Origin of the sequence: Lujinxingia sediminis (genome assembly GCF_004005565.1) — a bacterium.
Lineage (GTDB): Bacteria > Myxococcota_A > Bradymonadia > Bradymonadales > Bradymonadaceae > Lujinxingia > Lujinxingia sediminis.
Genome location: NZ_SADD01000002.1, coordinates 290,533 through 315,003, shown reverse-complemented (window position 1 = coordinate 315,003; position 24,471 = coordinate 290,533). Strand labels below are relative to the sequence as shown.

The 24,471-nt window shown below is 64.3% G+C and carries 18 protein-coding genes; 12 read left to right on the top strand and 6 right to left on the bottom strand.

Annotation, left to right across the window (positions count from 1 at the left end; genetic code table 11):
* The first annotated feature begins 281 nt into the window (after positions 1–281).
* From EA187_RS07000 to EA187_RS06990, 3 genes are all read left to right on the top strand, one after another.
* A complete protein-coding gene (locus tag EA187_RS07000) occupies positions 282–1,694 on the top strand; it encodes a hypothetical protein (protein WP_127779739.1) in 1,413 nt (470 codons plus the stop codon).
* 60 nt (positions 1,695–1,754) lie between these two features.
* Entirely contained in the window at positions 1,755–2,852 is a 1,098-nt protein-coding gene (locus tag EA187_RS06995) for an imelysin family protein (RefSeq protein WP_115606474.1), read from the top strand.
* A 106-nt stretch (positions 2,853–2,958) separates the two neighbouring features.
* On the top strand, positions 2,959–4,323 hold the full coding sequence (locus EA187_RS06990; RefSeq protein WP_127779737.1) for a di-heme oxidoredictase family protein: 1,365 nt from the start codon (positions 2,959–2,961) through the stop codon (positions 4,321–4,323).
* Between the two features lie 443 nt (positions 4,324–4,766).
* Here EA187_RS06990 and EA187_RS06985 read toward each other — a convergent pair whose 3' ends face one another.
* The 4 genes from EA187_RS06985 to EA187_RS06970 all read right to left on the bottom strand — a co-directional run bounded on the left by EA187_RS06985 (position 4,767) and on the right by EA187_RS06970 (position 8,992).
* On the bottom strand, positions 4,767–4,961 hold the full coding sequence (locus EA187_RS06985) for a hypothetical protein (RefSeq protein ID WP_146823050.1): 195 nt from the start codon (positions 4,959–4,961) through the stop codon (positions 4,767–4,769).
* Between the two features lie 1,156 nt (positions 4,962–6,117).
* Positions 6,118–6,699 carry a hypothetical protein gene (locus EA187_RS06980; RefSeq protein ID WP_115606479.1) on the bottom strand — a complete coding sequence of 194 codons (582 nt, stop codon included), beginning with the start codon at positions 6,697–6,699 and terminating at the stop codon, positions 6,118–6,120.
* 56 nt (positions 6,700–6,755) lie between these two features.
* Positions 6,756–8,255 carry a COG3014 family protein gene (locus EA187_RS06975; protein WP_127779735.1) on the bottom strand — a complete coding sequence of 500 codons (1,500 nt, stop codon included), beginning with the start codon at positions 8,253–8,255 and terminating at the stop codon, positions 6,756–6,758.
* Positions 8,256–8,380: 125 nt separating this feature from the next.
* The gene (locus tag EA187_RS06970; protein WP_115606482.1) at positions 8,381–8,992 is read right to left on the bottom strand and encodes a penicillin-binding protein activator LpoB; all 612 of its coding nucleotides are present in this window, start codon (positions 8,990–8,992) and stop codon (positions 8,381–8,383) included.
* A 244-nt stretch (positions 8,993–9,236) separates the two neighbouring features.
* Between EA187_RS06970 and EA187_RS06965 the strand changes: the two genes are divergently transcribed.
* The 6 genes from EA187_RS06965 to EA187_RS06940 all read left to right on the top strand — a co-directional run bounded on the left by EA187_RS06965 (position 9,237) and on the right by EA187_RS06940 (position 17,858).
* Positions 9,237–11,369, top strand: a complete 2,133-nt coding sequence (locus tag EA187_RS06965; RefSeq protein ID WP_127779733.1) for a PPC domain-containing protein — start codon at positions 9,237–9,239, stop codon at positions 11,367–11,369.
* 139 nt (positions 11,370–11,508) lie between these two features.
* Positions 11,509–12,900: a hypothetical protein gene (locus EA187_RS06960; protein WP_127779731.1), complete on the top strand. Its 1,392-nt coding sequence runs from the start codon at positions 11,509–11,511 to the stop codon at positions 12,898–12,900.
* A 238-nt stretch (positions 12,901–13,138) separates the two neighbouring features.
* Positions 13,139–14,704 (top strand): tetratricopeptide repeat protein, encoded by a 1,566-nt coding sequence (locus EA187_RS06955; protein WP_164856076.1) that lies wholly within the window; start codon positions 13,139–13,141, stop codon positions 14,702–14,704.
* 37 nt (positions 14,705–14,741) lie between these two features.
* Positions 14,742–15,884 carry a hypothetical protein gene (locus EA187_RS06950; RefSeq protein ID WP_127779727.1) on the top strand — a complete coding sequence of 381 codons (1,143 nt, stop codon included), beginning with the start codon at positions 14,742–14,744 and terminating at the stop codon, positions 15,882–15,884.
* Positions 15,885–16,127: 243 nt separating this feature from the next.
* Positions 16,128–16,751 (top strand): superoxide dismutase, encoded by a 624-nt coding sequence (locus EA187_RS06945; RefSeq protein ID WP_115606490.1) that lies wholly within the window; start codon positions 16,128–16,130, stop codon positions 16,749–16,751.
* Between the two features lie 300 nt (positions 16,752–17,051).
* Complete coding sequence (locus tag EA187_RS06940; RefSeq protein ID WP_164856075.1) at positions 17,052–17,858, top strand: DUF547 domain-containing protein; 807 nt, start codon at positions 17,052–17,054, stop codon at positions 17,856–17,858.
* 8 nt (positions 17,859–17,866) lie between these two features.
* Here the strand turns inward: EA187_RS06940 and EA187_RS06935 are convergent, their stop codons facing one another.
* Positions 17,867–19,480, bottom strand: coding sequence for a HEAT repeat domain-containing protein (locus EA187_RS06935; RefSeq protein WP_127779723.1), 1,614 nt, complete (start codon positions 19,478–19,480; stop codon positions 17,867–17,869).
* Between the two features lie 7 nt (positions 19,481–19,487).
* Positions 19,488–20,459, bottom strand: coding sequence for an alpha/beta hydrolase (locus EA187_RS06930; protein ID WP_164856074.1), 972 nt, complete (start codon positions 20,457–20,459; stop codon positions 19,488–19,490).
* A 325-nt stretch (positions 20,460–20,784) separates the two neighbouring features.
* On the opposite strand from EA187_RS06930, the gene EA187_RS06925 reads away from it, so the two are divergent.
* The 3 genes from EA187_RS06925 to EA187_RS06915 all read left to right on the top strand — a co-directional run bounded on the left by EA187_RS06925 (position 20,785) and on the right by EA187_RS06915 (position 24,100).
* Entirely contained in the window at positions 20,785–21,216 is a 432-nt protein-coding gene (locus EA187_RS06925; RefSeq protein ID WP_127779719.1) for a hypothetical protein, read from the top strand.
* A gap of 432 nt (positions 21,217–21,648) precedes the next feature.
* A complete protein-coding gene (locus EA187_RS06920) occupies positions 21,649–23,091 on the top strand; it encodes an OmpP1/FadL family transporter (protein ID WP_127779717.1) in 1,443 nt (480 codons plus the stop codon).
* A gap of 103 nt (positions 23,092–23,194) precedes the next feature.
* Positions 23,195–24,100 (top strand): hypothetical protein, encoded by a 906-nt coding sequence (locus EA187_RS06915; RefSeq protein ID WP_127779715.1) that lies wholly within the window; start codon positions 23,195–23,197, stop codon positions 24,098–24,100.
* Positions 24,101–24,471 lie beyond the last annotated feature (371 nt).

Genomic DNA, 24,471 nt, shown 5'->3' with positions numbered 1-24,471 from the left:
CCCCGGAAGATCGAGGGGCCTCCTAACGTGCTGCTCTTTGTTTTGTAAATGAAAATCAGTTTCAATTTCAATGTTTTCGCTGCACGAGAGCGAGGTTTTGGGAATTCCTGGATCCGTAAGTTGGCGATTTTTAATGGTTTTATGGTGTTTTTTTGGAGGGTTGCAGCGGGGTTGAACAAAACGGGGGGTTGACGGCGCTCGTGATCTGCCTTACTTCGGCGTTGAAATTGAAAACGCTTTTCAATTTCTTTTGGTGAACACGCTCAGGTGCAGGACACGCGATGCCAATTCAAATGACGCCGAGACAGGTGGGCCCGCAGGGTAAAATCGTGGTGATGGGAGCCTTCGCCGCGCTCGTGATGAGCGCAGCGAGCGCACAGGCGCAGGAGGCCTCGCCAGACGAGGAGCCGGCCCTTGAGGCGTCGGCCGACTCCCTGGAGAGCGTGGAGCCGGTCTTTCGCCTGAGCGAAGGCTCACCCTTTCGTTTTGAGCTCTCAGGCTATGGCGAGCTGCGTTTCGCCGGCCATGATTTTGGGCCCGATCCCACTCGCCCGGGGGGCTCGCGCGAGGATCTGCGCGCGGTCTTCGAGCAGTCGCGTTTTGTGACCAAGATCGATGGCGAGATGCCCTACGGCTTTGGGCTGGAGGCGGAGATCGAGTTTGAGCACGGGGGCACCGGCAGCGCGCTGGAGCTGGAGTGGGAGGAGTTCGGCGAGTACGAGCACGAGGTGGAGAAGGGCGGGGAGGTGCTCGTTGAAGAGCTCTACGTGAGCAAGACCTTCTTCAAGGAGCGGCTCAAGCTGAAGCTGGGGCGCTTCTATGTGGCTGTGGGGCAGCTCTCCAGCAACTACCGCCCCACAGACTATCTGGCCGGGCGGCGCTCGGAGGCCGAGACCACGGTGTTGCCGGCGGTCTGGGATGAGATGGGGCTCTCGGCTGAGCTTGATATGGGGCCGGTGGCGCTGACCGCCCAGGCGGTCAACGGGCTCGATTCCACAGGCTTTAGCTCCCAACGCTGGGTGGCCTCGGGGCATCAGGGGCGCTTTGAGTTGATTCGCGCCAGTGATCTTGCCGGCGTCTTTCGGGCCGACTGGACGATCATCGAAGGGGTGGAGCTGGGCGGCTCGGTCTACTACGGCAACACCACCCGCAACCGCCCCAAGCCCGACTTTGCGGCGGCCTGCGCCGATGGCAGCGAGGGGCGCGAGCGTCAGGTTGCGCCCTGTGGCTACGTCAAAGCGCCGCTTCTGATCGTCGACGCCCACCTCAACCTCCACCTGGGGCCGGTGCGCGCGCAGGGGATGGTGATGTGGGGGCAGCTGGAGAACGCCACCGAGATCTCGCGCTTGAATAAGCGCCTCTCCAACAACCTGGGCACCCTGCGCAGCGAGGTCGCCGATCAGGCGCTCGCGACCTGGGGAGAGGTGGGCCTCAACGTGGCGCCCTGGCTGGGGCTCTCCAGCGCGCATCGCCTGGAGCCCTTTGTACGCCTTGATCATTACAACACGATGTTTCGCACCGCGCCCGAGATTGCGGCTAACCCGCGATTTGAGCGCACGCTGTGGACCGGTGGGGTGTCCTACACCCTGCTCAACGCGATGGTGCTCAAGCTCGACCTGAGCCATCGCACCTTTGGAAACACGGATCTCCATAAGGAGAACACGCTGGAGCTGATGGCGGGATTTGTCTTCTGACCTCCCTTCGATGTGCGAAGGGGCCCGGATCAGCCCGAGAAAACGAACAGGAGTACGACCATGATGTTATTCAAGAAGTCTTCCATCGCGATGATGACCCTGGGTGCCGGCCTGATGATGGGCTGCGGCGACGATGGTGGCGATACGGTTGTGGAGGGCGAAGCCTTCGACAACGAGCAGATCCTCATCGACACCGCCGACCAGGTGATCGTTCCCACCTACGAACTTCTCAACACCCGCGCCTCCGCGCTCGTCGTCGCCGTCGATGCCTTTGTGCTCGCCCCGACCGACATCACCCTGGAAGCGGCGCAGGATGCCTGGAAGGCCACCCGCGAGCCCTGGGAGCAGAGCGAAGGCTTTTTGTTCGGTCCGGTGGATGCTGCCGGTATCGATCCGGCGCTCGACAGCTGGCCGGTGGAGAAAGCCGAGCTCGACGGCGTGCTCGCGAGCGACGATGAGCTCACCGAGACCTACGTGGCTTCGCTTGATGTGAATAAGAAGGGTTTTCACGCGGTGGAGTACCTGCTCTTCGGGCAGAGTAGCACCAAGAGCGCAGCCGACTTCACCGAGCGCGAGTTTGACTACCTGGTCGCCAGCGCCAACGAGCTGCAGGCCAACACCGAATACCTGGCCGACGCCTGGACCGAAGGCGTCGACGGGCAGCCGGCCTACCGCGATATCTTCGTGAGCGCGGGTGACGCCGATAACGCCGTCTACCCCTCGCGCGCCGCGGCCGCTCAGGAGATCGTCGAAGGGCTTGTGGGCATCCTCGATGAAGTTGCCAACGGCAAGATCGGCGATCCCTACACCGAGCAGGACACCCTGCTGGTGGAGAGCCAGTTTGCCTTCAACTCACTGTCGGACTTCAAAGACAACATGCGCAGCGTGCAGAACGCCTACCTGGGGCGAGTCGAAGCGGCCAGCACCAGCGGCAGCGGCCTGACGGTGTTCGTGTCGGCCAAAGACTCTGAGCTTGACGACAAGGTCAAGGTCGAGATTCAGGCCACGATCGACGCGCTGGATCAGATCGCCGAGCCCTTCCGTGACTCCATCACCGATGAGGCGCAGGCCACCCACATTGAGGCGGCTCAGGCGGCGATCTTGCAGCTGATGAACACCCTGGATGGCGAAGTTAAGCCGCTGGTCCTCGGCCAGTAAGGATGTTTGCTTTCGGGCTCCGCACCGCCCTCAACGGGGAGGGTGGTGCGGGGGCCGAGCTTTGCGGGTCTGAGATTAACACGATGTCTGTGGCGTTGAGGAAGAGATGATTCCAACACCTTCGAGAACGGATCTCCGGGCAGTTGTGTATGCGGCGGCCTCACTCGCGCTGGGCGCAGGTTGTGGTCAGGATGAGGGGCCGGCGTCGAGGTTGGCTTCAGGCGGTGAGTTGACGATCATCGATCGCACCTCGCATGCGTTCACCAAGCCGGCCCCCAACCTCAACACCGAAGAGTTGGAGCTGCATCTGGAGGGCGATCTGGCCTTTGAGTCGCAGTTTGTCAGCCCGGGATCACCGAAGAACGCCGGGCTGGGGCCGGGGTTTAATAACAATGCCTGCGCGGCCTGCCATATCCGAAACGGGCGAGGGATGCCGGTGGTGGGTCACCCCTCGCTTCGCTCCTCGATGCTGGTGCGGGTGAGTCTTGCCGAGGGGGAGCCCCTGGTGCCCGGCGGGGCGGTGCCGGTGGGGGAGCTCGGTGTGCAGCTTCAGGATCACGCCATCGGTGGCGCGGAGCCGGAGGCTTCGATCGATCTTCAGTGGGAGAGTGTGCCGGGGAGCTATGCCGATGGCACTGCGTATGAGCTGCGCCGCCCGACGATGACGATCACTCTGGCCGATGGCACGGAGCTTCCCGATGAGGTGCAACGATCGCTTCGTCAGTCGCCGCCGATCGTGGGGTTGGGACTGCTGGAGGCGGTGCCCGAGGCAACCCTGCTGGCTCTGGCTGACCCGGACGATGCCGACGGCGATGGCATCAGCGGGCGGCCCAACCGCGTCTGGGATGTGCGCGCGCAGCGGGCTGTGCTGGGGCGCTTTGGTCTTAAGGCCAATGAACCCAACCTCACCCAGCAGACGGCCGATGCCTTTGTGAACGATATGGGCGTGCTCACGCCCTACGGTGATGGTGTGCACGCTGAGATCGACGCGGCGTTTTTTGAGGCGACGGTCTTTTATACGCAGTCGCTGGCGATCCCGGAGCGTTTTGTGCCGGCTGAGCCCGAGCGGCGGGAGGCGATTGCCCGTGGCGAGGTGCTCTTTGAGGAGTTGAACTGCACGGGTTGCCATGTCTCGGAGCTTGAGAGCGGCCCTGCCGATCATCCTTCGCTGGCCTACCAGCGTTTTGCGCCCTACACCGACCTGCTTTTGCACGATATGGGCGAGGAGCTGGCTGATGGCCGCCCGGACTTTGAGGCCACGGGGCAGGAGTGGCGCACAGCTCCTCTGTGGGGGCTGGGGCTTGCGCAGACGGTTTTGCCCGGCTCGGGCTACCTGCATGACGGGCGCGCACGCACCATCGCCGAGGCGATCCTGTGGCACGGCGGTGAGGCCGAAGCGTCACGCGAGGGGTTTCGGCATCTCTCAAAAGCCGAGCGCGACGACCTGCTGGCGTTTTTGCGCTCGCTCTGAAGCGAGCGTCGCGTTGCCGAGGGGTATATGGGGTGACCGTGGGGCGTGGCCATCGGGGTATGTGGGGTGACCCAGGGTCGCGTTTCACGGGGTATATGAGGTGACCCAGGGTTGAGGAACAATGAGATTCGATGCGGGAGAAGGGTGGCCCAGGGTCGCATGCTGAGGGGTATGTGGGGTGACCCAGGGTCAGGTGTCGCGGGGTATGTGGGGTGACCCAGGGTCAGGTGTCGCGGGGTATGTGGGGTGACCCAGGGTCAGGTGTCGCGGGGTATGTGGGGTGACCCAGGGTCACGTCAAGACGTGATTTTGCGTCGTGTCGTGGCGCGTACACCTGGAGCAAAAACGCCCGGGAGCGTTGGCTCCCGGGCGTTTTGACGCGCTTTGAAGATCTCGTGTTCGAAGAAGCTTCGAGGGGGGAGGCGTCCCGGCAGGGACGCTCCTCACATCTGAAAGATCTCGACGCCGCGCTCGGCGCGATCTTCAGAGGGTTTGGGGCTCTCGCGCTCCTGCTCCGGCCAGTAGGGAAGCGGCCGGGGGATCTCCAGCTGGGGGCGCTGGTCAGCCTGTTCCTGCTGGCGCGCCCGTTCTTTTTTGAGCTGATCGTAGATGATGTAATCCGGCAGCATGGTCTTCATCCTTGGGCTGGGGACACCTGCGCTCGAAGAGCGTGAGTTATCCAGACAACTGGCCTCGCGTACTGCCCTGACATGCCGGGCTGCCCTTCACAGTCTTTAACGTGCAGGAAGCGTTCCATATTCAACGTGCCGGAGAAAATTACAGTGTGGCTGCTCCGACCCGCTGCCGAGGTTCTACTTTAAATATAGTCGATTTCGGGGGGCCGTCTACTTTCCTTTGCATTGGATTCGGGAGGAATGAGGGCGGCGATCGCCTGCATTGACGCCGATTTTTTAGTGTTCACGGGCAGTTAGGAGAGAGGGGGCGACGGCGCTTTATGTTGCGATGTTTTGCGATCAGCGGAGCCGGTGGGCGTGTGTCCGGTCACCAGAGAGGGGGAATTTGACGATGGGCACCGGCGATCTCGGGGGCGATCAGGCCGAGACGGGGGGCTGATGAGGCCGGCGGCTGGATGGCGTCTGCTCCACTGCGGAACATGTTTGCGTAGGTCGCGTTTTGAAGGCGTGCCAGGAGGCCGAGTGACAAGCGTAGGTCGTGCTGGAAGGTGACCGTGGGTCATGCTGGAAGGTGACCGTGGGTCATGCTGGAAGGTGACCGTGGGTCATGCTGGGAGGTGACCGTGGGTCGCAGAAGAAGGTGACCGTGGGTCAGGTCTCGAGCGCATGACATCAGGCTGAGCGATGACCGTGGGTCATTCTGGAAGGTGACCGTGGGTCAGGTCTCGAGCGCATGAAAACAGGCTGAGCGACGACCGTGGGTCATGCTGGAAGGTGACCGTGGGTCATGCTGGAAGGTGACCGTGGGTCATGCTGGGAGGTGACCGTGGGTCATGCTGGAAGGTGACCGTGGGTCGTGCTGGAAGGTGACCGTGGGTCAGGTCTCGAGCGCATGAAAACAGGCTGAGCAACGACCGTGGGTCATTCTGGAAGGTGACCGTGGGTCGCAGAAGAAGGTGACCGTGGGTCATGCTGGAAGGTGACCGTGGGTCAGCTCAGCAGGCTTTGCTACAACGAGAGAGCGAGACTCGTCGCCCGCTCTTCGACACCTGCGGCCCACAAAAAAACCTCGCCACTGGCGAGGTTTTTTTGATGCTGAGCGAGAGCGGAAGCGGGTGTGCAACAGCTTTATGTGCAGCCAGCCCCCTGATTAAAAAGATCAGTACCAACGCAGGGTGATCGCGCCGTGGAAGGTCTCGAAGTCGCTGGTGGAGTAGAAGTGGCGGGTATACCCCAGGCGAAAGCCCGGGGCGACGGTGCCGTTGACGAAGTACTCAAAGCCCAGACCGCCTTTTAGGGCCAGGCCCATCTCCTGGTAGCGCCGATGATCGCCGGCGGGGTTGGAGGCCTCACTGATGCCGTAGGCCAGACCCACGCCGGCCTCGGCAAAGAGGCCGCTGACGATAAAGAGGGTGCTGGCTGCGTTGAGCGACCAGTGCTGGTGGTTGAGCTCCTGCCCGTAGACGTCGGTGGTGCGAATCCAGGAGTTGAGCTCCGCGCCAAAGAGCAGGTTGTTGGTGACCCCGCCGCCGAACGCGGCGTGCAGGTGCAGGCCCAGATCGCCGCCCTCATCGAGGCCGGTGGAGAAGGTCTCGTCTTCGACAAAGACCGAGCCGATGCCGCCACCCAGACCCAGACCGAAGTAGGAGCCTCGTCGATCTTTATAGCCGTCGAGGGCCATCGCCGGAGCGCTCACCAGGAAGATCGCCATGGCCAGTAAGAGGGGCAGGGTGCGTCGCATCACAAGACCTCGCAAAGGAGTTGGGCGCTGTTGCAGCAGGTGATCCCGAGAGAGGGTCAGCGCAGCGCTGAGAAGTTAAGCAGGATAAAGTCGTCACTGAGCACGTCGACCACGCGCTTGTCGGCGTGGGATCCTACGTCGGCGGCGAGGGTATGACGTCCGGCGGGCAATTTTATGCGAAATAAATCGATGTCGGCGGCCAGAGTGGTCCAGCTTCGGGTGTCGGGCGTATCCAGCGCGCTTAAGGTGCCTTTGACGGCCAGGCCGGCCAGAAACCCGATGGCGCCGGCGGCGGCCGCCTCGGTGCCGCCCTGGCGAAGCGCGGCGTCGGTGGCCTGGCGGCTGGCCTCGCCGGCCACCGCCCGCACCACCGCGCGCGAGATGGCGGCGGCAGCCGCGGTGGCCCCGACCATCGTCCAGCTGGCGTGCACCTGATCGGCCACGTTCACACGTGCCGATCGCTGCGCTGCGCGACCGTCCACGCTCAGCCGGACCTGCCGCCGGGGAGGCAGCCCCGCGGTGGTGAGCACCGGGAAGTTCAGGGTGTTGAAGACTCCGCTGGCGTGCAGGCTCAGTGCTTTGTTGCGCTGATCGCTGCTCAAATACACCCCGGAGTAGGGTGAGTACTGGGAGTAGCGAAGCGCCCAGTCCATACCGACACGCTCGGCCTGGCGGTAGGGCGACAGCCCGCTCTGCACCACCACCAGCACATCGCCCTGCTGATGACGCGCGCGGTACTCCACTCCGCTCAGGCGCTCGCCACTGCGCACCGAGGCAAAGAGGGGGTGATCGTCTGCGATGCCGAAGTCCTGAAGATCGCGTCCGCGGTAGCCCGTCAGTGCGATCAGGTCTTCGAGGCGCTCCGGCCCGGCCTCCGGCCATACTCCCGAGAGGTAGGCCCGTGCATAAAAACGCGCGGCGCTTTCGTATTCGCCAGAGGCCTCGTAGGTGACACCGCTTAAGTAGTAGCCCAGCCCCAGGATGCCCGGCACGAGCTCGCGGGTGCCCTCGTCGACGAAGAAGCGCGCCAGTACATAAAAACGCCGGGCCTCCACCCGGGCCGAGCCCAGGCGGCCGGCGGCCAGAAAGTTGATCATGTTCTGGGTGTTGAGCAGCAGGCGCTCATGCGCCGGGGCGCGGTACTGACCGGCATCATCGCTGTAGATAAAACGCATCACCCGGGCTGCGCCCTCACCGGAGAGGTCGACCCACTCCAGGTGATCGTCGACGTGCATCAGATCGCGGGCGGCCTGCTCGTAGTGGCCGGCGGCCTGCAGGAGTGTGGCGCGCTCAAGAAGCATCAACGCGCGGTTTTCGTTGAGGTTTTCGGGAAGTTCGCTCGCATCTTCGACGTCCAGGCGGGCGTTGAGCTCGGCGATCGCCCCCTCGGCGTCGCCGATCGTGAGGGCCTGGCGGGTGGGTTGGAGCGTCTCGGTGTAGGAAGCGCATCCGCTTGCGACGATGACGCAGACACACGCCGCCACACGGCACCAGCGTTGGAAGCTGGCGCGATGCGCGCGGTGGATCCGGGCTGTCAGGGAGCTGAAGACGCTCATAGAAGGCCGCAAGCCAGTACTGGCGAGGTCAAGACGAGGAGGGACAAGCGCCGCCGCCCCGGACACCGGAAGGTGCGCCCGGGGTGGCGAGGCAAGGTAGGCGGCGAGGCGGTCGGCGCGACGCCTCAGCGGATCAAGCCCTTGGTGATGGCCGACTCATTTTGAAAATGAATCTGACCGGTGCTCACATTGATGACCTGCACGAACATAAAGTACTGCACGCGTCGCTCATCGTTGATGCGCTCGGCCACGTCGTAGACCTTGCCGGTGACAAAGTACTGCGCACCGAGCTGACGACCGTAGGCGGCAAGGCGCGTGGGGTCGTAGGCGTCGGACTGCTGGCGGCGCACCTCATTGAGAAGATCGGGCTGGCTCTCCCAGCTCACCACCGCGGCGGCGGTCTGGTTGACCAGGTCGGTCTCAAACTTCGAGAGCAGGGTGTCGAGCTGCGGTCCGATATGCTCGCTGGTCTCGTTGCGCATCGGGAAGATCGCCACCACCGGCGAATCCCCGCGGTCCCACTGGCGCACGATGGAGCTGCGCATCAGCTGGTCGATGTTCTCATCGTAGAGACGGTTGAGGTCTTCGCGATCAAAACGAAGGCTCATCGTGTACTCGTCGATGCGGGGCTCCTCGGTGTCGCGCACATACTGCGGGCTTCCGCAGGCGCTGAGCGTGGCGATTACGAGCACCGAGAGGAGCGGCAGTCGAAGGAGGCGGAGGGTAGAAGTCTTCACGGCGTCTCATCCTTTTAGGGGCAACCATCATCGTGGGGTCGGTCGCGGGCGACGTCTCGCGCCAGAGTCACACATGAGCCGGAGGGGGCGGTGATGCGCCTGGCGCCCGTTCAACGGCTGGCCAGTGTAAGAGTCTTCTGGCGAAGAACAAGCGCCCCGGTAGCCCCTTTTCTTTTGGGCGCGGGGCGCATCTGCTAGCGTAAACCCTCTGCGCAGAAAGTCCTGCTTCTCGAGATGGTAGACGATGAACCTTCGGCAAATATTCGCTTCTTTTTTAATCTTCGCCACCACCCTGCCCGCCGCGCTGCTTCTCGGGGGCTGCACCGAGCCTCTGGTGGAGGCCGGCTCGCCGCTGCTCACCCTCGATGTGCGCTCGGAGGAGACCTACACCGTTGGCGAAGATGTCATTCAGATCAACCTCACCGGCAGCGATCCGTCGGGGCTGGATCTCACCTTCGCGGTGGCCGATATGCCGGAGCGGGCGAGGTTTCAGACCTTTAGCAACGCGGCGGTCTTCACCTGGGATCCGATTGCCAGTGACGCGACTGGTGAAGGCACCCGGCGGCTGGTGTTTTCGGCGACGAACAGCGTGGGCAAGGTCGCCGAGCGGGTGGTGCATGTGCGCATCCTCTCGGGCAACGGCCAGCCCCGTTTTGTGAGCTCGCAGAGCGAACTTTATGACCCGCGCGGCGGTCAGCCCCTGCGTCTGGAGGTGCGGGTGCGCGATGACGACTCCAACCAGGTCAGCCTCTCGATGCCGGCAGCGAGCGCCCCGCAGGGCGCGAGTTTTGAGCAGGTGGAGGCTTTTGAGGGGGTCTTCTCCTGGCTTCCGACCCCGGCCCAGCTGCAGCAGCGCGCGCACACGGTGACCTTCGTGGCGGAGGATTTTGTGCATGAGCCGGTGGAATTCATCGTTACGATCATCGTGCAGCGCTCCGGGACCTCGCCGACCCCTCCCTCTGAAGATCGCTGCGAGGTGGAGGGCCCCATCGTGCACACCGCCCTGAGCACGCGGCGAGGCGTGGGCGATTATGGGATTGAGGCCGACATTGCCGGGGGCTCCACCCGCTTCTCGGAGGTGGTGCTCTACTGGACGCTCGACGATCCATTCAGCGAGAGCGCCGACTTTGAGAGCCGTCCGATGACGCTCGAAGGCAAGGTCGCCCGGGCCTCGATTGGCAACCCGCTGCCCGCGCCCGGGGAGTCGGCCATGATCTCGTATACGATTTGCGCGGTGGAGGCCGAGCCTGCCTCCGAGGACGAGGCCGTGGTCTGCGCGCCGCCCTACACCTACTGGCGCTTTGCGGCCTACTCCCCCGATGATGCCGTGTGTCGTGATGACGGCGTCGATCTGAGTACTGCGTCGCAGGCTGCCCCGATGGTGCGCGAGGATTACAGTGACCATCGCCTCTGTCGGAGCGCCGATAAGCATCATCGCGTGGAGGTGGGGGAGGGCGAAGTTCTCGAAGTCGTGGTTGCGCACTCGCCAGGGACCGACCTGGAGCTGAGTTTTGTGGAAGGAAGCGCAACGTTTGAGCGCGAGGGCTGCGACGGGCTGGCGGTAGCCATCCTGGATACCCCGGGCACCTACGTGGTGCGCGCCCGCGGCGATGAGGCCGCCTACCACATCGGTGCCTACAGCCTGGAGCAAAACATCTGCCCTGATGCGGCCTACGAGCCCAACGACGCCGCGGCGATGGCTACGCTTCTGACCGAGTCGTTTGTGGGGTTGAGTGAGCTGGCCATCTGCGAGGCCGATGATGTGGACATCTACGCCGTGGAGCTTTTTGGCGGCGACGATCTGGAGGTGTTTGCGTCCTTTGTTCACGCCCAGGGTGACATCGACCTGACGCTCTACGCGCCTGAGCAATCCACCCTGGCCACCCTGGGGGAAGAGGGCGTGGCCGGTGCCTGGTCGAGCGACGACGATGAAGCGTTCAGCTACACGGCGGAGGCCTCGGGCTTTTATTATCTGCGCGTGGAGAGTGTGAACGGCCCCAACACCTACGATCTGGCCGTGGAGCGCATCTGCAACGATGTGGATGCGTTCTCCGGCAATCACGGGCTGCCCGAGGCGGCCGCCCTGGTGCTGGACGTCTCGGAGGCCAATCTGCAGCTCTGCAACGATCTGGAAGACTGGTTCTCCATTGAGGTGGAGGCCGGCCAGAGCGTGCTGGGGCAGATGGTCGTCAACCGCGGCAGCGCACAGGATGTGCTGCTTGATGTCTTCAATGAGGGAGGCGGTCGTGTGGCGGTGGGAGAGGCAGGCACTCGCTCGGTGGACTTTGACTTTGTGGCCGCCGAGGCAGGCACGTATTTCCTGGCGATCAGCGCGGAGGCGCCGGTGGAGTACGACCTGGATATGTTCGCGTTTTGAGCGTTTGAGTTGTGTCCATCGGGCCCTACAGATCGCGTCCGATCAAAGCGCTGCATCACCCTGGATAGGCATTGTCGCGCCCTTTATGGCGCGTCACACTGAGACTTCCCCTGACCCTATATGAGCGAGGAGCGCGGCGATGACGATCTGGCACAACCCTCTCTGGCGAGCGGCCGCAGTGGCCCTGCTGCTAAGCGCTGCGTCCTGCGGCACCGAATCACCGGAGGCCGAAGACGCCGATGTGGTGCTCGGCGATGATGCCGGCGAAGACGGCACCGGTGATGCCGATACAGACGCACATTCCGAAGATGATGCGGGGCTGAGCGGACCGACGTACTACGCGCATATTCGTCCGATGATGGCGGCGCGCTGCAACGAGTGTCACGTCGAAGACGCCATCGCTCCGATGGCGTTGGACACCTACGAGGGGATCAAAGAGATGGGGCGGCTGGCGCTCGGGGCGATGGAGACCGGCGTGATGCCGCCCTGGCCGCCGTCGGAGGAGTGTGGTCCGCCGCTCAAGAACCGCCGACATATCAGCGAGGAGGAGATCGCGCTCTTTCGTGAGTGGGTCGAGGCGGGTTACCCCGAGGGTGAGTCGGGCGATGCCCCTGAGCTTGAGGGTGATGAGAATGCGCCGGTATTTGAGCGCGGCACGCCCGACCTGACTCTGGATTGGGGCTTTGAGTACACGCCCGAGCCTCCGCTGGCCGAGGCGGTCGACGACTACCGCTGCTTTGTCATCGATCCCGAACTTCATGAGGACCAATTCCTCAACGCCGTGCGCACTCGCCCCGGAAACACCCGGGTGGTGCACCACGCGCTGGTCTACTCGGTCTCCGAAGATCAGGCCGCGCGCCTGGCGCAGCTCGAAGCCGAGGATGAGCGCCCCGGCTACACCTGCTTCGGTGGTCCGCGAACCTCCGATCCCTGGCTGCTCTCGGGCTGGGTGCCCGGCACCATGCCCCTGGAGTTTGAAGAAGGCCACGGGGTGCGCATTGAGGCGGGCTCAAAGATCGTGGTGCAGATGCACTACAACACGGTCAACGACACCGAGGGCAGCGATCGCTCCCTCTTCGATCTTTATTTTGTCGACCAGGATGAGACCTCCCGGGTCACCGAGCTTGTGATCATCCCCCTGGCTGAGCTCGGTCTGCAGATCGAAGCGGGCGACCCGGACGCGGTGGCTGTTGAGGAGGGCCCGGAGATCCCCATCTCGCTGACGTTGCACGGGGTCGCTCCGCATATGCATCTTCTGGGTAAGAGCATCAACGTCACCGCGCAGACGGGCACCGGCGAGGTGTGTTTGATGGATATCCCGGCGTGGGATTTCAACTGGCAGGGCTTTTATCTCTATGAGGAGCCGCAGGTGCTGCGCTATCCGGTGACCCCGCGCCTGGAGTGCCGTTACGACAACTCCCCGGCCAACCAGCCCGATGGGCGGCCTCCTCAGGAGGTGCGCTGGGGCGAGGGGACCTACGATGAGATGTGCCTCAACTACTTTATTGTGGAGCGCCCTCCGGGATTCTGAGCGTCGAGACGTTGAGAGGGGGAGCGGAGTGTTGCGTCGCATGCAAAGGCGTCACCCCGGCCTCAGGGCGTGATAAGATAGCGAAACGTGTGCGCGAGCGGTCCCGTCACCGGGCCGCTCGCGCTTTATGTTGTGCAAAACTTAGGGTAAGCCTGCCAGTTGTGCGCCGACCGGCCCTGTGCCGGGGCGGGGCACCCTTGGAAGATCGCTTGAAACAGGCCCTACCACGATGTGGACGATGCGAGACGAATTCGACCTGGAAGAAGACGGCCAGACCACCCCGGCGCTGATGACCCTGGAGGCGCTTTTGCCCCGCGGCCTTGAGGGCTTGACCCGCGAGCTGCGCCGCGCTCTGGAGCGTGACAACTATTCGGAGGCGCTCAAGGTCGCCAACGCGCGCTACGCCGAGCAGGGCGCCACCGATCTGGAGGCGGCGCTGACCTATGCCGTCTTGCTGGTCGGTCGCCAGCTCTGCGATGAGGCGCTCGGGGTGATTCGCCGCGCGCTGACCCACCATGCTCAGGACGTCTCTCTGCAGCTCAGCCAGGTCGAGGCCCTGATTGTGATGGGCGAGTTTGATGCGGCCACCGCTCTGCTCGACGCGATGGGCTCGGTGAGCACCGCAGAGCCTCGCCATCACGCCTTTATGGGGGATATGTACCTGGATATGGGCTCGGAAGACGAGGCGATGGACTGCTACCGCCAGGCCGTCGACCGCGGCGTGGAGGCCGTCGATGTGGCGTTCCGGCTGGGGCATCTGCTCTTTGATCGCGAGGAGTTCGATGAGGCGGCGCACTACTTTGGCATCGCCGCGCGCCAGGCCGTCGACAATCCCATGGTCTGGGAGATGGCTGCCACGGCCTACTTCGAGGCCGGGCGCGTTGAAGATGCGGCCTACGCCTTTAAACGCGTGCTTCAGGAAGATCCCGAAAACACCTCGGCCTGGCTCTACCTGGGGCTCTGCCATCAGGTGAATCAGGACTTTGAAGACGCCGTCGACGCCTTTGAGGAGTACGTCGAGCTGGAGCCGGAGAGTGCGGTGGGCTGGGGGCAGCTTGGTCAGTCCCATCTTCTGCTGGGTCAACTTGAGCAGGCGTTGCGCAGCTTTGAGGAAGGCGTCAAACACGCAGGCGATGACGTCACCATGCTCAACGGCGCTACCATGGCTGCCTACCAGAGCGGAGACACCGAAGCGGCCGAGCGTTGGGCTCGCCGCGCCATCGAGGTTGGTCCGGAGAACATGGAGGCGCAGTACAACCTGGGTGTGCTGCTTCTGGAGCGCCGCCGGGTCAAAGAGGCGCGCCTGGTCCTGGAGCAACTGCTGGAGCAGGAGCCGCCGGACAGCTCCTCGGCCGTCGGTGCGCTGGCCGTCGCGGAGCTGATTGACGGGCAGCGGGCCGCGGCGTTTGAACATATCGAGGAGGCCCAGCGTCTGGGTGTAGACGCTGAGTGGCTGGGAGCGTTTGCCGAAGAGCTTTTGAAGCTCGAAGGTGGCACCCCGGCCAGGGCTTTTTTGCAGAAGGCGTATAGCGGCGACGACCGCTGGTTGTCGGTGCGCGCGATGCTCAGCTTTGTGTGCGCTTCGATCGCCGGGGAAGAAGAGCTTTCGCGCGAGTTTTCAGCCACCTTTGTTGAGGAGCTGGAGCGCACCCCGGAGGTCGTGCCGATGATGTGGGACTTTGAGTCCTGGGAAGCCGTCGCGATGCGGCTTCAGGGCGAGGAGGCCCGCGTCTTCTCAAAGATGCTCGCTGTGGTGGAAGGGCGTCGCAAACTCGCGCAGGTCGCGGACAGCATCCGCCGCTGAGCCATTCAGGCTCAGCCGACGTTTTGGAGGAGCAACCATGGTCAGCCGACGACATCGGAAACGCTCCTCGATCGTCGCCGCCTTCACCCTGGCGTTGAGCGTGCTCGGGTGTACCGAGCCTAACCCCGCCTACCAGGGCGATCCGCTTTTGCCCGAGGACTGTCGGGCCGGCATTGAGCGCAGCGAACTCTTCGATCGTTTTGAGCGCCCGGAGCTCCTCGATGTGCTCGTGGTGATGGATAACGCCGGCGAGATGCAGGCGTATCAGCGCGCGCTGGCCGAGGCGATGCCGGGCTTTCTGGAGCGACTGGAGGGCGAGGGCCGCCTCGATGTGCAGGTGGGCGTGGTCACTACCGATGCGCGTGACGGGGCGGGTCTGGCGCCGATCGTACGCGATGTGGAGGGCTGTGAAAGCAACACCCTTCAGGTGGCCTACTCCGGCACCGAGGGCTGGGTGCGCGCGGCTGCCTGCAACGTGCAGCAGGGCGAGGGGGGCGATGGGTTTCAGCAGGCCCTCGACGTGATTGAGACCAACGTCCTTGGCCAGGCCTCGACGCTGCGCGCGTTTCGCCGCGAGGAGGCGCGCCTGCTCATTCTGGTCGTGAGCAACGAAGATGATTGCTCCGGCCCCACTCCGGGCGGAGAGGGCGCCAGCCGCGATGTCTGCGCCTGGAACGCCGAGGATCGACGCGAGATCGTCCCGCTGGTCGAGGAGCTGCTCGCCAGCGCGGAGAGCCCCGAGGGCATCTCTTTTGCCGTGATCAGCGGCCCGCCCTCCGGCGTGAGCTATGAGGATGGCGAGGTGGTGCGTTCGGTCTGCCGCAGTACGCTTGGAGCGGCCTACCCCGGTAATCGCCTCTACCAGACGGTGGAAGCCTTCGGGGAGCGCGGCGTCTTCACAAGCGCCTGCACCCTGGACTTCTTCGATCAACTCGATCGCATCGCCGACAGGCTCGCGCTGACAGGCTCGGTGACCTTATGCGCCTCCGAGCCGATGGCTCATGAGCCTCTGGAGGTGCTTGGGCTGACCGACGAGGGCCAGGAAAAGGTGATCGGCTTTGGCTCGGGCTTTGTCTTTCTGGGGCCGGTGGAGGGCTGCGACAATGGCGCGCTCTCGCTCAAACGCCGGGGCCTTGAGGGTATTGTGGAAGTGAGCACGCGCTACTGCGCGCTGCCCTGAGAGGGCGCTCTCACATCATCCTGACGATCGCCTCAAAAGGGGCTGCTTGACTTCACTCGGTGGCGGTTTATCTTCGCGCTTGCTTTGACGCCGGCTCCCGGCCTATCGCACCGATGAATCGAGGCGATCCGCCGCTCCCGGGCTCGCTTTTTTGCGGCGCGGGCGACGCTGCAGCCGGCACATGATGGCGCTGAAAATGCACCTTTTACTGACCGCAATGACCCCATTTTAAGGAGGTTCTTCATGGCTGGAAACCACACCCTTCCCGAGCTTAACTACGCCTACGACGCGCTGGAGCCCTTCATCGACGAGCAGACGATGCGTCTGCACCACAGCAAGCACCATATGGGCTACGTCAACGGCCTCAACGCTGCGGAGAAGGGGCTTAAAGAAGCTCGTGAGAGCGGCGACTTCGGTAAAATTCGCGATCTCGAGCGCCTGGCGGCCTTCCACGGATCGGGTCACTTCAACCACTGCCTCTTCTGGCAGAACATGACCCCGGCCGATAACTACAAAGATCCCTCCGGCGATCTGATCAAGCAGATCAACAAAGATTTCGGTAGCCTCGATGGCCTTAAAGCGCAGTTCGGCGCGGCGGCCAAGGCCGTGGAAGGCAGCGGCTGGGGCCTTCTGTGCTGGCAGCCCGCCGGTGAGCAGCTGGTGACGCTGGCTGCGGAAAACCACCAGAAGCAGACCCAGTTCACCGCCATCCCGGTGCTGGCCCTCGATGTGTGGGAGCACGCCTACTACCTGAAGTACCAGAACGCCCGCGGTCAGTACGTTGACCAGTGGTGGAACGTGGTCAACTGGGAAAACGTCGCCGAGAACCTGGCGCGCGCCACCCAGTACAAGTTCGAGCTTCGCTAATCGACGCCGCGCCGCCCTTCGGGCGGCGCTTGTTGACGGCGCAGGACCGACATCGCCCTCGCCCCGAAACTCGGGGCGAGGGCGTTTTTTTTTGCCCGGAAGCGCTCATCTCCAACGCAGTGGGGCGCGCTGAAGCCCGCGCGCCGAGCCAACCTCGTCGAGGTCGGTCGAAGCTCTCGAATGCGCATCCGAATGAATGCCTGCGGGAAGCATGACGTCTCTGAGGATGTTGGGCGTGGAGGGCCGTTGCGCGTATGCTGTGCGAGTTGCCCTCCCGACATTCCGAAACCGGAGTCGCCGATGAAGCACCCGATCATGATCAGCGCCGCAGCCGCGGCTTTTCTTTTCGCCATGCCGCCCGCGCTCGCCCAGGAGCGCGCTCCGCATGCGACCGAGGGCGAAGTATCGCAGAAGAGCGCCTCGGAGGCCGGGGTCGAGGTTATCGACCCGGCACCTTTTAAGGCTCTGCTGGAGCGTTATGTCGATGCCCGTGGCCAGGTCGACTACGCCCGCTGGCATGCCAGTGAGGAGGGTCGTCGGCGCTTGAGCCAGGTGGTCGAGTCCATTGGTCAGGCGAACGTGGAGGGTAAGAGCGCTGACGCGCGTCTGGCTTTCTACATCAACGCCTACAACGCACTGGTGCTCAACGCCGTGCTGGAGCGCTGGCCGGTGGAAAGCGTGATGAAGGCCGAGGGATTCTTCGACACGGCCAAACACCGCGTCGCCGGCCAGTCGCTCACCCTCGATGAGCTGGAGCACAGCCGGGTGATCCGCGCGCAGTTTAACGAGCCGCGCATTCACTTTGTACTGGTATGCGCGGCCAAAAGTTGCCCGCGACTGCGTCAGGATCCGATGCGCGCAGCCACCCTGGAACGTCAGCTCGACGCGGCCGCCCGTGAGTTTGTTCCGGCCGCCACGCGTCGCACCGAGGCCGGTGTGGAAACGAGCCAGCTCTTTAACTGGTTTGCCGAAGACTTTGTGAAGTCGGCCGGCTCAGTGCAGGCCTACCTCTTGCGCTACGTGCGCAACACCGAGCTTCGAGAGGCGTTGGAGGCAGGGGCTCCGGTGAGCTTTTCGGAGTACGACTGGGCCATCAACGCCCGCTGAACGCGGGCTTATTTGCTGCCTGCCTCCGCTGCCTGCGCGGGGGACGCCTCGCCAGATGCAGCCTGATCTGCACCGGCTGTCGCCGACGTCCGGGCCTGGTCCGGGAAGGCACGCCACATGCCGGCGGCGGCGAAAAGGCGCAGCACGAAAAGATCTTCAAAGAGGTTGGCCCGAAGCTCATCCAGGTACCGGGCTGGAGTCTCACTGGTGGCCAGATACTCCAGGTAGGCCTGTCGGGTCTGTGGGTCAGTGCTCGCGCGGATGGCCTCCGGCAGCTCGCCGTCGGCGTCGACGCGCAGCAAAAGGTAGGCAGCCAGCGCGGCGACCTCGGCGTTGCTTGAGGCTGCCAGTGCCTCCAGGCGCGGGGTGAGAGGGGCGACGATAAGCTCAAGCTCATTTTCGGTGCGAAGCACCATCTGCAGGGTGCGCAGCGTCTCGGCGGCCTGTTCCTCGTTTTGCAGGCGCGCGCTCAGCGTTTCTTGCCAGGCCTGGGCGAAACGCTCCACGAGCTGGCCGGCGATGAGCTTCCGGCTCTCAAAATCATCGATGCGCATCGCGCTGATCAGCGCGTCGGGCTGGGCATCGTCGCGTGCGGCGTAGAGGTTGATCGCCGCGCGCCGCACCGGCTCACGCGCATCGCGCATGGCGATGCGCAGGCTTACCGCGGCGTCATCCGAGGGGTTGGTTGCCAGCGCGCTGAGGACCTCGATGGTGGGTTCGACCTCGGCACCGCGCAGATACTCCTGGGCATTGGCCACGTAGGTCTCATCGCCCAGAGCGGTCAGCCCCAGCGCGGCCACGCGCACAAGTTGCGGATCGATACGACGCTGAGGCAGCCCCAGCGTCTCGGCGTCATAGACGCCGGCGCGCTCCAGCAACTCGGCAAAGGTTTCGCGGGCCATCTGCGAGCGTGAGCGCACCAGAATACGCCCGGCGTCCAGGCGTGCCTCAAGGGGCTGCTTTGCGTCGGCGAAGCGCTCAATGAACGCGTGGGCCCGGTCGGGTTGGCCGGCCTCGGTGAGGCGGGCCAGAGCCATCGCGGCAATATCCGGATCGGGATCTTCGACAAACCCTCCGAGCTCCGGCAGCGCGGTGCGCCTTAAGGTGGTCTCATCGCCGGCTTGCTGAAGCGCCTCCACCGTGGCGTAAGGTCCGGCCTCAAAGGCCATCCGACGCTGGCGGGGATCTTCGGCGCGCAGTGCCCGGCCGATCATCGTGCGCCTCAGGGTGTCGCTGCCCAACTCCAGGGCGGTGGCCACGATCAGACGTTTCTCGGCGTCGTCGGCGCGATTGTAGCTGGCCATCGCCTCCTGGCGGGCGCGGGGATGATCGTGAAGGATCATCAGCCGAAGCGCCGCAACCCGCACCATCGGCGAGGAATCATCGAGCAGGGGTTCGGCCAGCTCCACGACGCGCGCATCATCGATGAGCTCGAGCGCGCGTAGCGTCTCGGCGCGCACAAAGGGATCATCGCCCATCTCCAGCCCGCTGCGCAGGATGGCGTCGATGGTCTCCTTCTCACCTTCGCGCAGGCTTTCGGGGCTGCACGCCATCACTACGGCGAGCCCCATCACGATCAGGGTGCGCAGGAGCACAGAATAGCGAGTGGACACAGCGTTCAAAGCGGCCTCAATCGTTGGCGGGGGCGCGGCGTGCTTCCATAAAGAAGAGGGCCCGCGCCAGAAGTTCGCGCCAGGGCTCCTCGTTGAGCACCTCGTGGTAGAGCCCGGGCAAAAGCTCAAGTTGGCGATCGTGAGAGCCCATCTGGTGGAAAAAGCGCTCGGTTTCGCGAGCGTTGACGAGGCGATCATCGCCCGCCACCAGCAGCAACGCCGGGTGCTCAAGTTCGCCGGCGCGCCGGTGCAGATCCTTCATTGCCCCGACCGCCTCGGAGAACCACCCGGCGGTGGCGGTGGGGAAGTTGAGTGGGTCGCGCGCGTGGTGATCAATCACCTCCTGAAGATGCGTCAGCGCGCCCGGATCGATGCCGGAGGCGATCGAGAGCGTCGGCATCATACGCGCGGCGACCAGCCCCACCTTCTGCATGATCGGAGAGAGGTCGGGGGCGACCCCGAGCAGGGGGCTTGTGACGACAAAGGCGCGCACGTTTTGAGGTTTGCGCAGCGCCAGGCGAAGCGAGATGAGCCCGCCGTTGGAGTGTCCCAAAACAAAGAGGGGAAGGTCGGGCCAGCGCTGGGTGGCGCGGCGAATCAAGAGTTCGAAGTCGTCGACGTAAGCCGCATAACGCTCCACATGGCCGCGTCGCCCGGTGCTGCGCCCGTGGCCGCGTGCATCGATCGCCATCACCGCATAGCCCGCCCGGGCCAGGGCGATGCCCACATGATCGTAGCGGGCGCTGTGCTCGGCGTAGCCATGCATCAGCGCCACCACCGCGCGCGGTGGCACCTCGGTGGCGCGCCAGCTCTGCCAGTAGAGCTGCTGATGATCGGGGGTGCTGATGTAGCCCTCGTCCCGCTCCACCGCATCGAGCGGCGCGCGACGTCCCGGCGCAAGATCCTCCCAGAGTGCGGGATCGAAGTTCTCGTTGGACCAGAGAATCGGGGTGAGTTCGGGCGACGTTGCAGACTGGGGGCGTGCCATAGGCGAGTGACCGGGGGATGGTGGAGGGGGCAGGGGCCATTGGTCGCAAAAGGTTATCACGCTCACTGCCGGTTGCGAACCCGCGAGGCCGGACATACTTCCTCTTCCCACGACGCGCTTCGGGTCGACCTGCGCCGCGTCCTGTGGCACGATAACGCTGATTTAACGTTGCTCGTCGGCAACTCTGGAATGGATCCTCGCCCTGGTGGATGATGCCGTATATGGGGCGTACACATGGGCTGTAGTTCTGCTGACGCACATGCTGTGGCGCGCGGCGTATGGCTCTCCGACGCGCTGAAAACTCTTACCTTGAAGGAGTGATGTCATGAAGATTCAAAACGTGCATTCAACGGTGCTGATGGTGGTGATGGCTCTTGGCCTGGTGCTCAGCGCGTGTTCGGGAGCCAATGAGTACCGTATGGAATCTGGCGAGCGTACCGCCGGCGCTGAAGGTATGGTGGCTGTGAGCTCCGATGAGAACGGAAACCGCGTGGTGGCCCTCTCGGTTGCGCACCTCCCGCGTCCCGGTCAACTCGACGATTCCATGGCCACCTTCGTGGTGTGGATCTCGCCGGAGGGCACCAACTACAACTACAATATGGGGCAGCTTCGCCTGGCTGAAGATCGCACCGGTGCGGTCACCTTCACCACCCCCTTCCCCAGCTTCTCGATGATCGTTACCGCCGAGTCGCACAGCACGGTGCTCGCCCCCAGCGACCAGGTTGTGCTCAAGCGTGAGGTGGGCTCCTCGCGCTGAGAGCCGATGCCGAGCGTGCATGCTTGATATGCCCCCGCGACGTGTGGTCGCGGGGGCATTTTTTTTCCCACGGACGGGGTCGGTCGCCTGACCCCGGGTCGGGTACGGCGTGTGCGGCGAGGTCGATGTCTGTTGGGGATTGACCGCTCGCCCGGTAAAGATGCGGTCGAGGCCTGTCTCTCGGACGGATGCTGGCGAGCCTTTTGGCCCTGATGCGTGGTACCTGACTCCCGGCCACGCTGAGCGCTGGAGACGGGCGCCGGTGTGGGGTAGGTTCGACGCATCAAGCCCCTCCGGGATGCGAGAGGGCGGGTGGAATCTCGCCACGGCGCGCGCTCGCCACGCAGTGAGAGCGGCTCGGCGATTGGAGCTGGTTTGTGTAGCGGAAAATCCTTTGGTTTCAGTGGTTTGTGGTGTGCATGTGAGGGCGCGTTGAAAACGAAGATATCCCGGGCGCGTCGTGCGTTGCCTTCGGCGCTTGTCGGGCTGGCGTTGTTGACGGTTCCTTCTGTCGCCGGTGCCAACCCCTTTGATGTGTATGGCTCCGGGGCGCGCTCCGCCGCGATGGCCGGCGCTCAGGTGGCCTCGGCGGAGGGGCCGGCTGCCGTGTACGACAACGTGGCCGAGCTGGCCTCTGCGCGTCCGGGCATTCGCCTGGGAGCGTTTGCGACCCTGGGCCAGGTCCAGATCCTGCTCAAAGATCGCCCGGCGGGCTATGACGTGCCCGACCTCGATGGCAACTCCCCGGCGCTCCCCTCCGAGCAGACGCGGAGAGAGCGCTCCGATACCACCGGGCTTGCGCCGCTCTACGGGGTGATGATCGGCGCGGTGACCGACTTTGGCACCGAGCGCACCCGCGGCGGGGCGCTGGTGATGCTGCCGACCAACGGGCTCTTGAGCATGCAGACCCATTTTGCCGATGAGCGGGAGCGGGCGTTTAGCAACCAGCTTCATGTTGAGCTGATTGGCGAGCGCCTTCGACGTCCGGTGATCGAGGCCGGGATCGCGCGGAAGCTCACCGACTGGCTTAGCTTTGGCATCGGCGGCACCTACCTGCCCGGCGCGCGCGCCACCACCGAGGCGTACGTGCGCGATCCGGCCGATCAATCCGATGTGGGCCTCAACGCCGATATTCAGACCACCAACGCCTGGGGCCTGCTGGCCGGCGCGACGCTGGATTTGCCCGCTGATCTTCGTCTGGGGCTCGTCTACCGGGGACCTGTAGCCTTTGCGATCGAGGGGGGCAACGAGGTGCAGGTGCGCGGGGCGGGCTCCGGTGAAGACACCCGCCAGGTCATCGGCTGGATTCCTACCTCCACGCCGGCCTCGCTGCGCCTGGGGCTGGCCTGGTCGCCCGGCGATATCGTGCTCACCGCCGACGCCCGGTTGACCTTCTGGTCGGGGCACCTCGATACGCAGGGCCAGGATGCCGGCTTCCACGACACCCTGGAAGCTCGTCTGGGCGCCGAGTGGCAGGGCGCTGCCGATACGCGTCTTCGTGCCGGCCTGGGTTTTGTGCCCTCGCCGGTGCCCGCACAGACCGGTCGCACCAACTACGTCGACAACCACCGCGCCCTGGCGTCGATCGGCGCGGAGCATCGCTTCGCCCTCTGGAAGCGCGAGGTCGTGGCTGCCTGGTACGTGCAGGCCCAACACCTGCTCTACCGCACCACCGACAAAGCGCAGCTCGACGCCTACCCGGCCTGCACCCCGGGTGAAACCCGACTCTGCGATGAGGTCCCCGACGCTACCCGAGACCCCCGCACCGGCCAGCCCTACGCCGAGGCTCAGGGCCTGCAGACGGGAAACCCCGGGTTTCCCGGCTTCAGCTCCGGGGGCTGGCTCGGCGCGGTGGGCTTTGAGCTTCATTATTGAGCGCAGGTGCGCGTTTTCGGTGTGGATGGGTTTGTAAGGTGTTGGTTTTGCAGGTGTATTTGGCGTTGTGTGTGCCCGGGTTCGTCGTGGTCGAGGCAGGTCGATGAGAAAAAGAGCGCAGAGAAAGAGGTTGGTGGGCGTGGCGTGCATGCTCCTGGCAGGTGTCACGGGCTGCCAGGTGGAGCGGGGCGACAGCGACTTTGAGGCGCAGGTCTTTGAAGATGCGGGGCTTCCCGAGGTCGGGCCCTCCGCAGATGTAGGTCCGGGCGATGGCAGTGGCGCGGGCACCCTGGGTGGAATCTGGCTTCAGGCTCACCGCGCGTCGAGCTGCGTGCTGGGTCAGGAGCAGGTTTCGATGGGCTATTACATCGTCACCATCGCCGAAGATGGCGAGCTCCTCGATGAGCAGCGCGCCCTCTGTGAGCTGGAGCTCAGCCCCGTGCTGGGGCTTCGCCCCGTGGTCCCTCCCGCGGTGATTGAGAGCATCGCCACCCCGCACATCGACCAGGGATTTGTGACGCGCCCCACCACCGGCGGGGCCTACACCTCGGCGACCGAGGTGGGGCTGTGGGGCCTTGAGCTCGATGACCCGACCGGCGATTCCATTCCCGCCGAAGCCGACAACCCGGCGGTGGTCGACGCCGACAACGACGGCCAACCCGGGGTCACGCTCGAGATCGCCGGCAGCGGTTGCCGACGCTACATGGCCCAGCGCCAGATCGTGCGTTACACAGGCCAGCTCACCGCTCCCAACCGCATTGAAGGCGGCAGCGCCACGACCACGCGCATGGAGGTCTACGGCGCCTCGGCCTCCCTCTGTGCCATCGCGCCGGATGTGGAGCCCAACGACGCCTACAGCGCCTTCACGATGGTGCGCATCGACGGGCTGGGCGGGGCCATCAACCTGGATGAAAATGCCGACGGCACCATCTCCTGCGCCGAGGCCGCACCCACCTTTTCCGAAGTCCTCGCCAACCGCGAGCCCGACAACGAGAACTGCCGTCGCTGAGCGCGGCCTCGCCATACGTTTGCCCCGGAGCGGATAACCCGGGGTCACCTCTCGGGCGCATACCTACAGGCCCAGGTGCGACCGAGGGTCGTCTGTGGAGGTTACCGTAGGTCGTCTGTGGAGGTGACCGAGGGTCATTTTACCGGCGCGAAAAACCAGTCTCACGGGTGACCGAGGGTCATCGCAAAAAATGACCGTGGGTCGTCTGTGGAGTTGACCGAGGGTCGTCTGTGGAGTTGACCGAGGGTCGTCTGTGGAGGTGACCGAGGGTCATTTTACCGGCGCGAAAAACCAGTCTCACGGGTGACCGAGGGTCATCGCAAAAAATGACCGAGGGTCGTCTGTGGAGGTGACCGAGGGTCATTTTACGG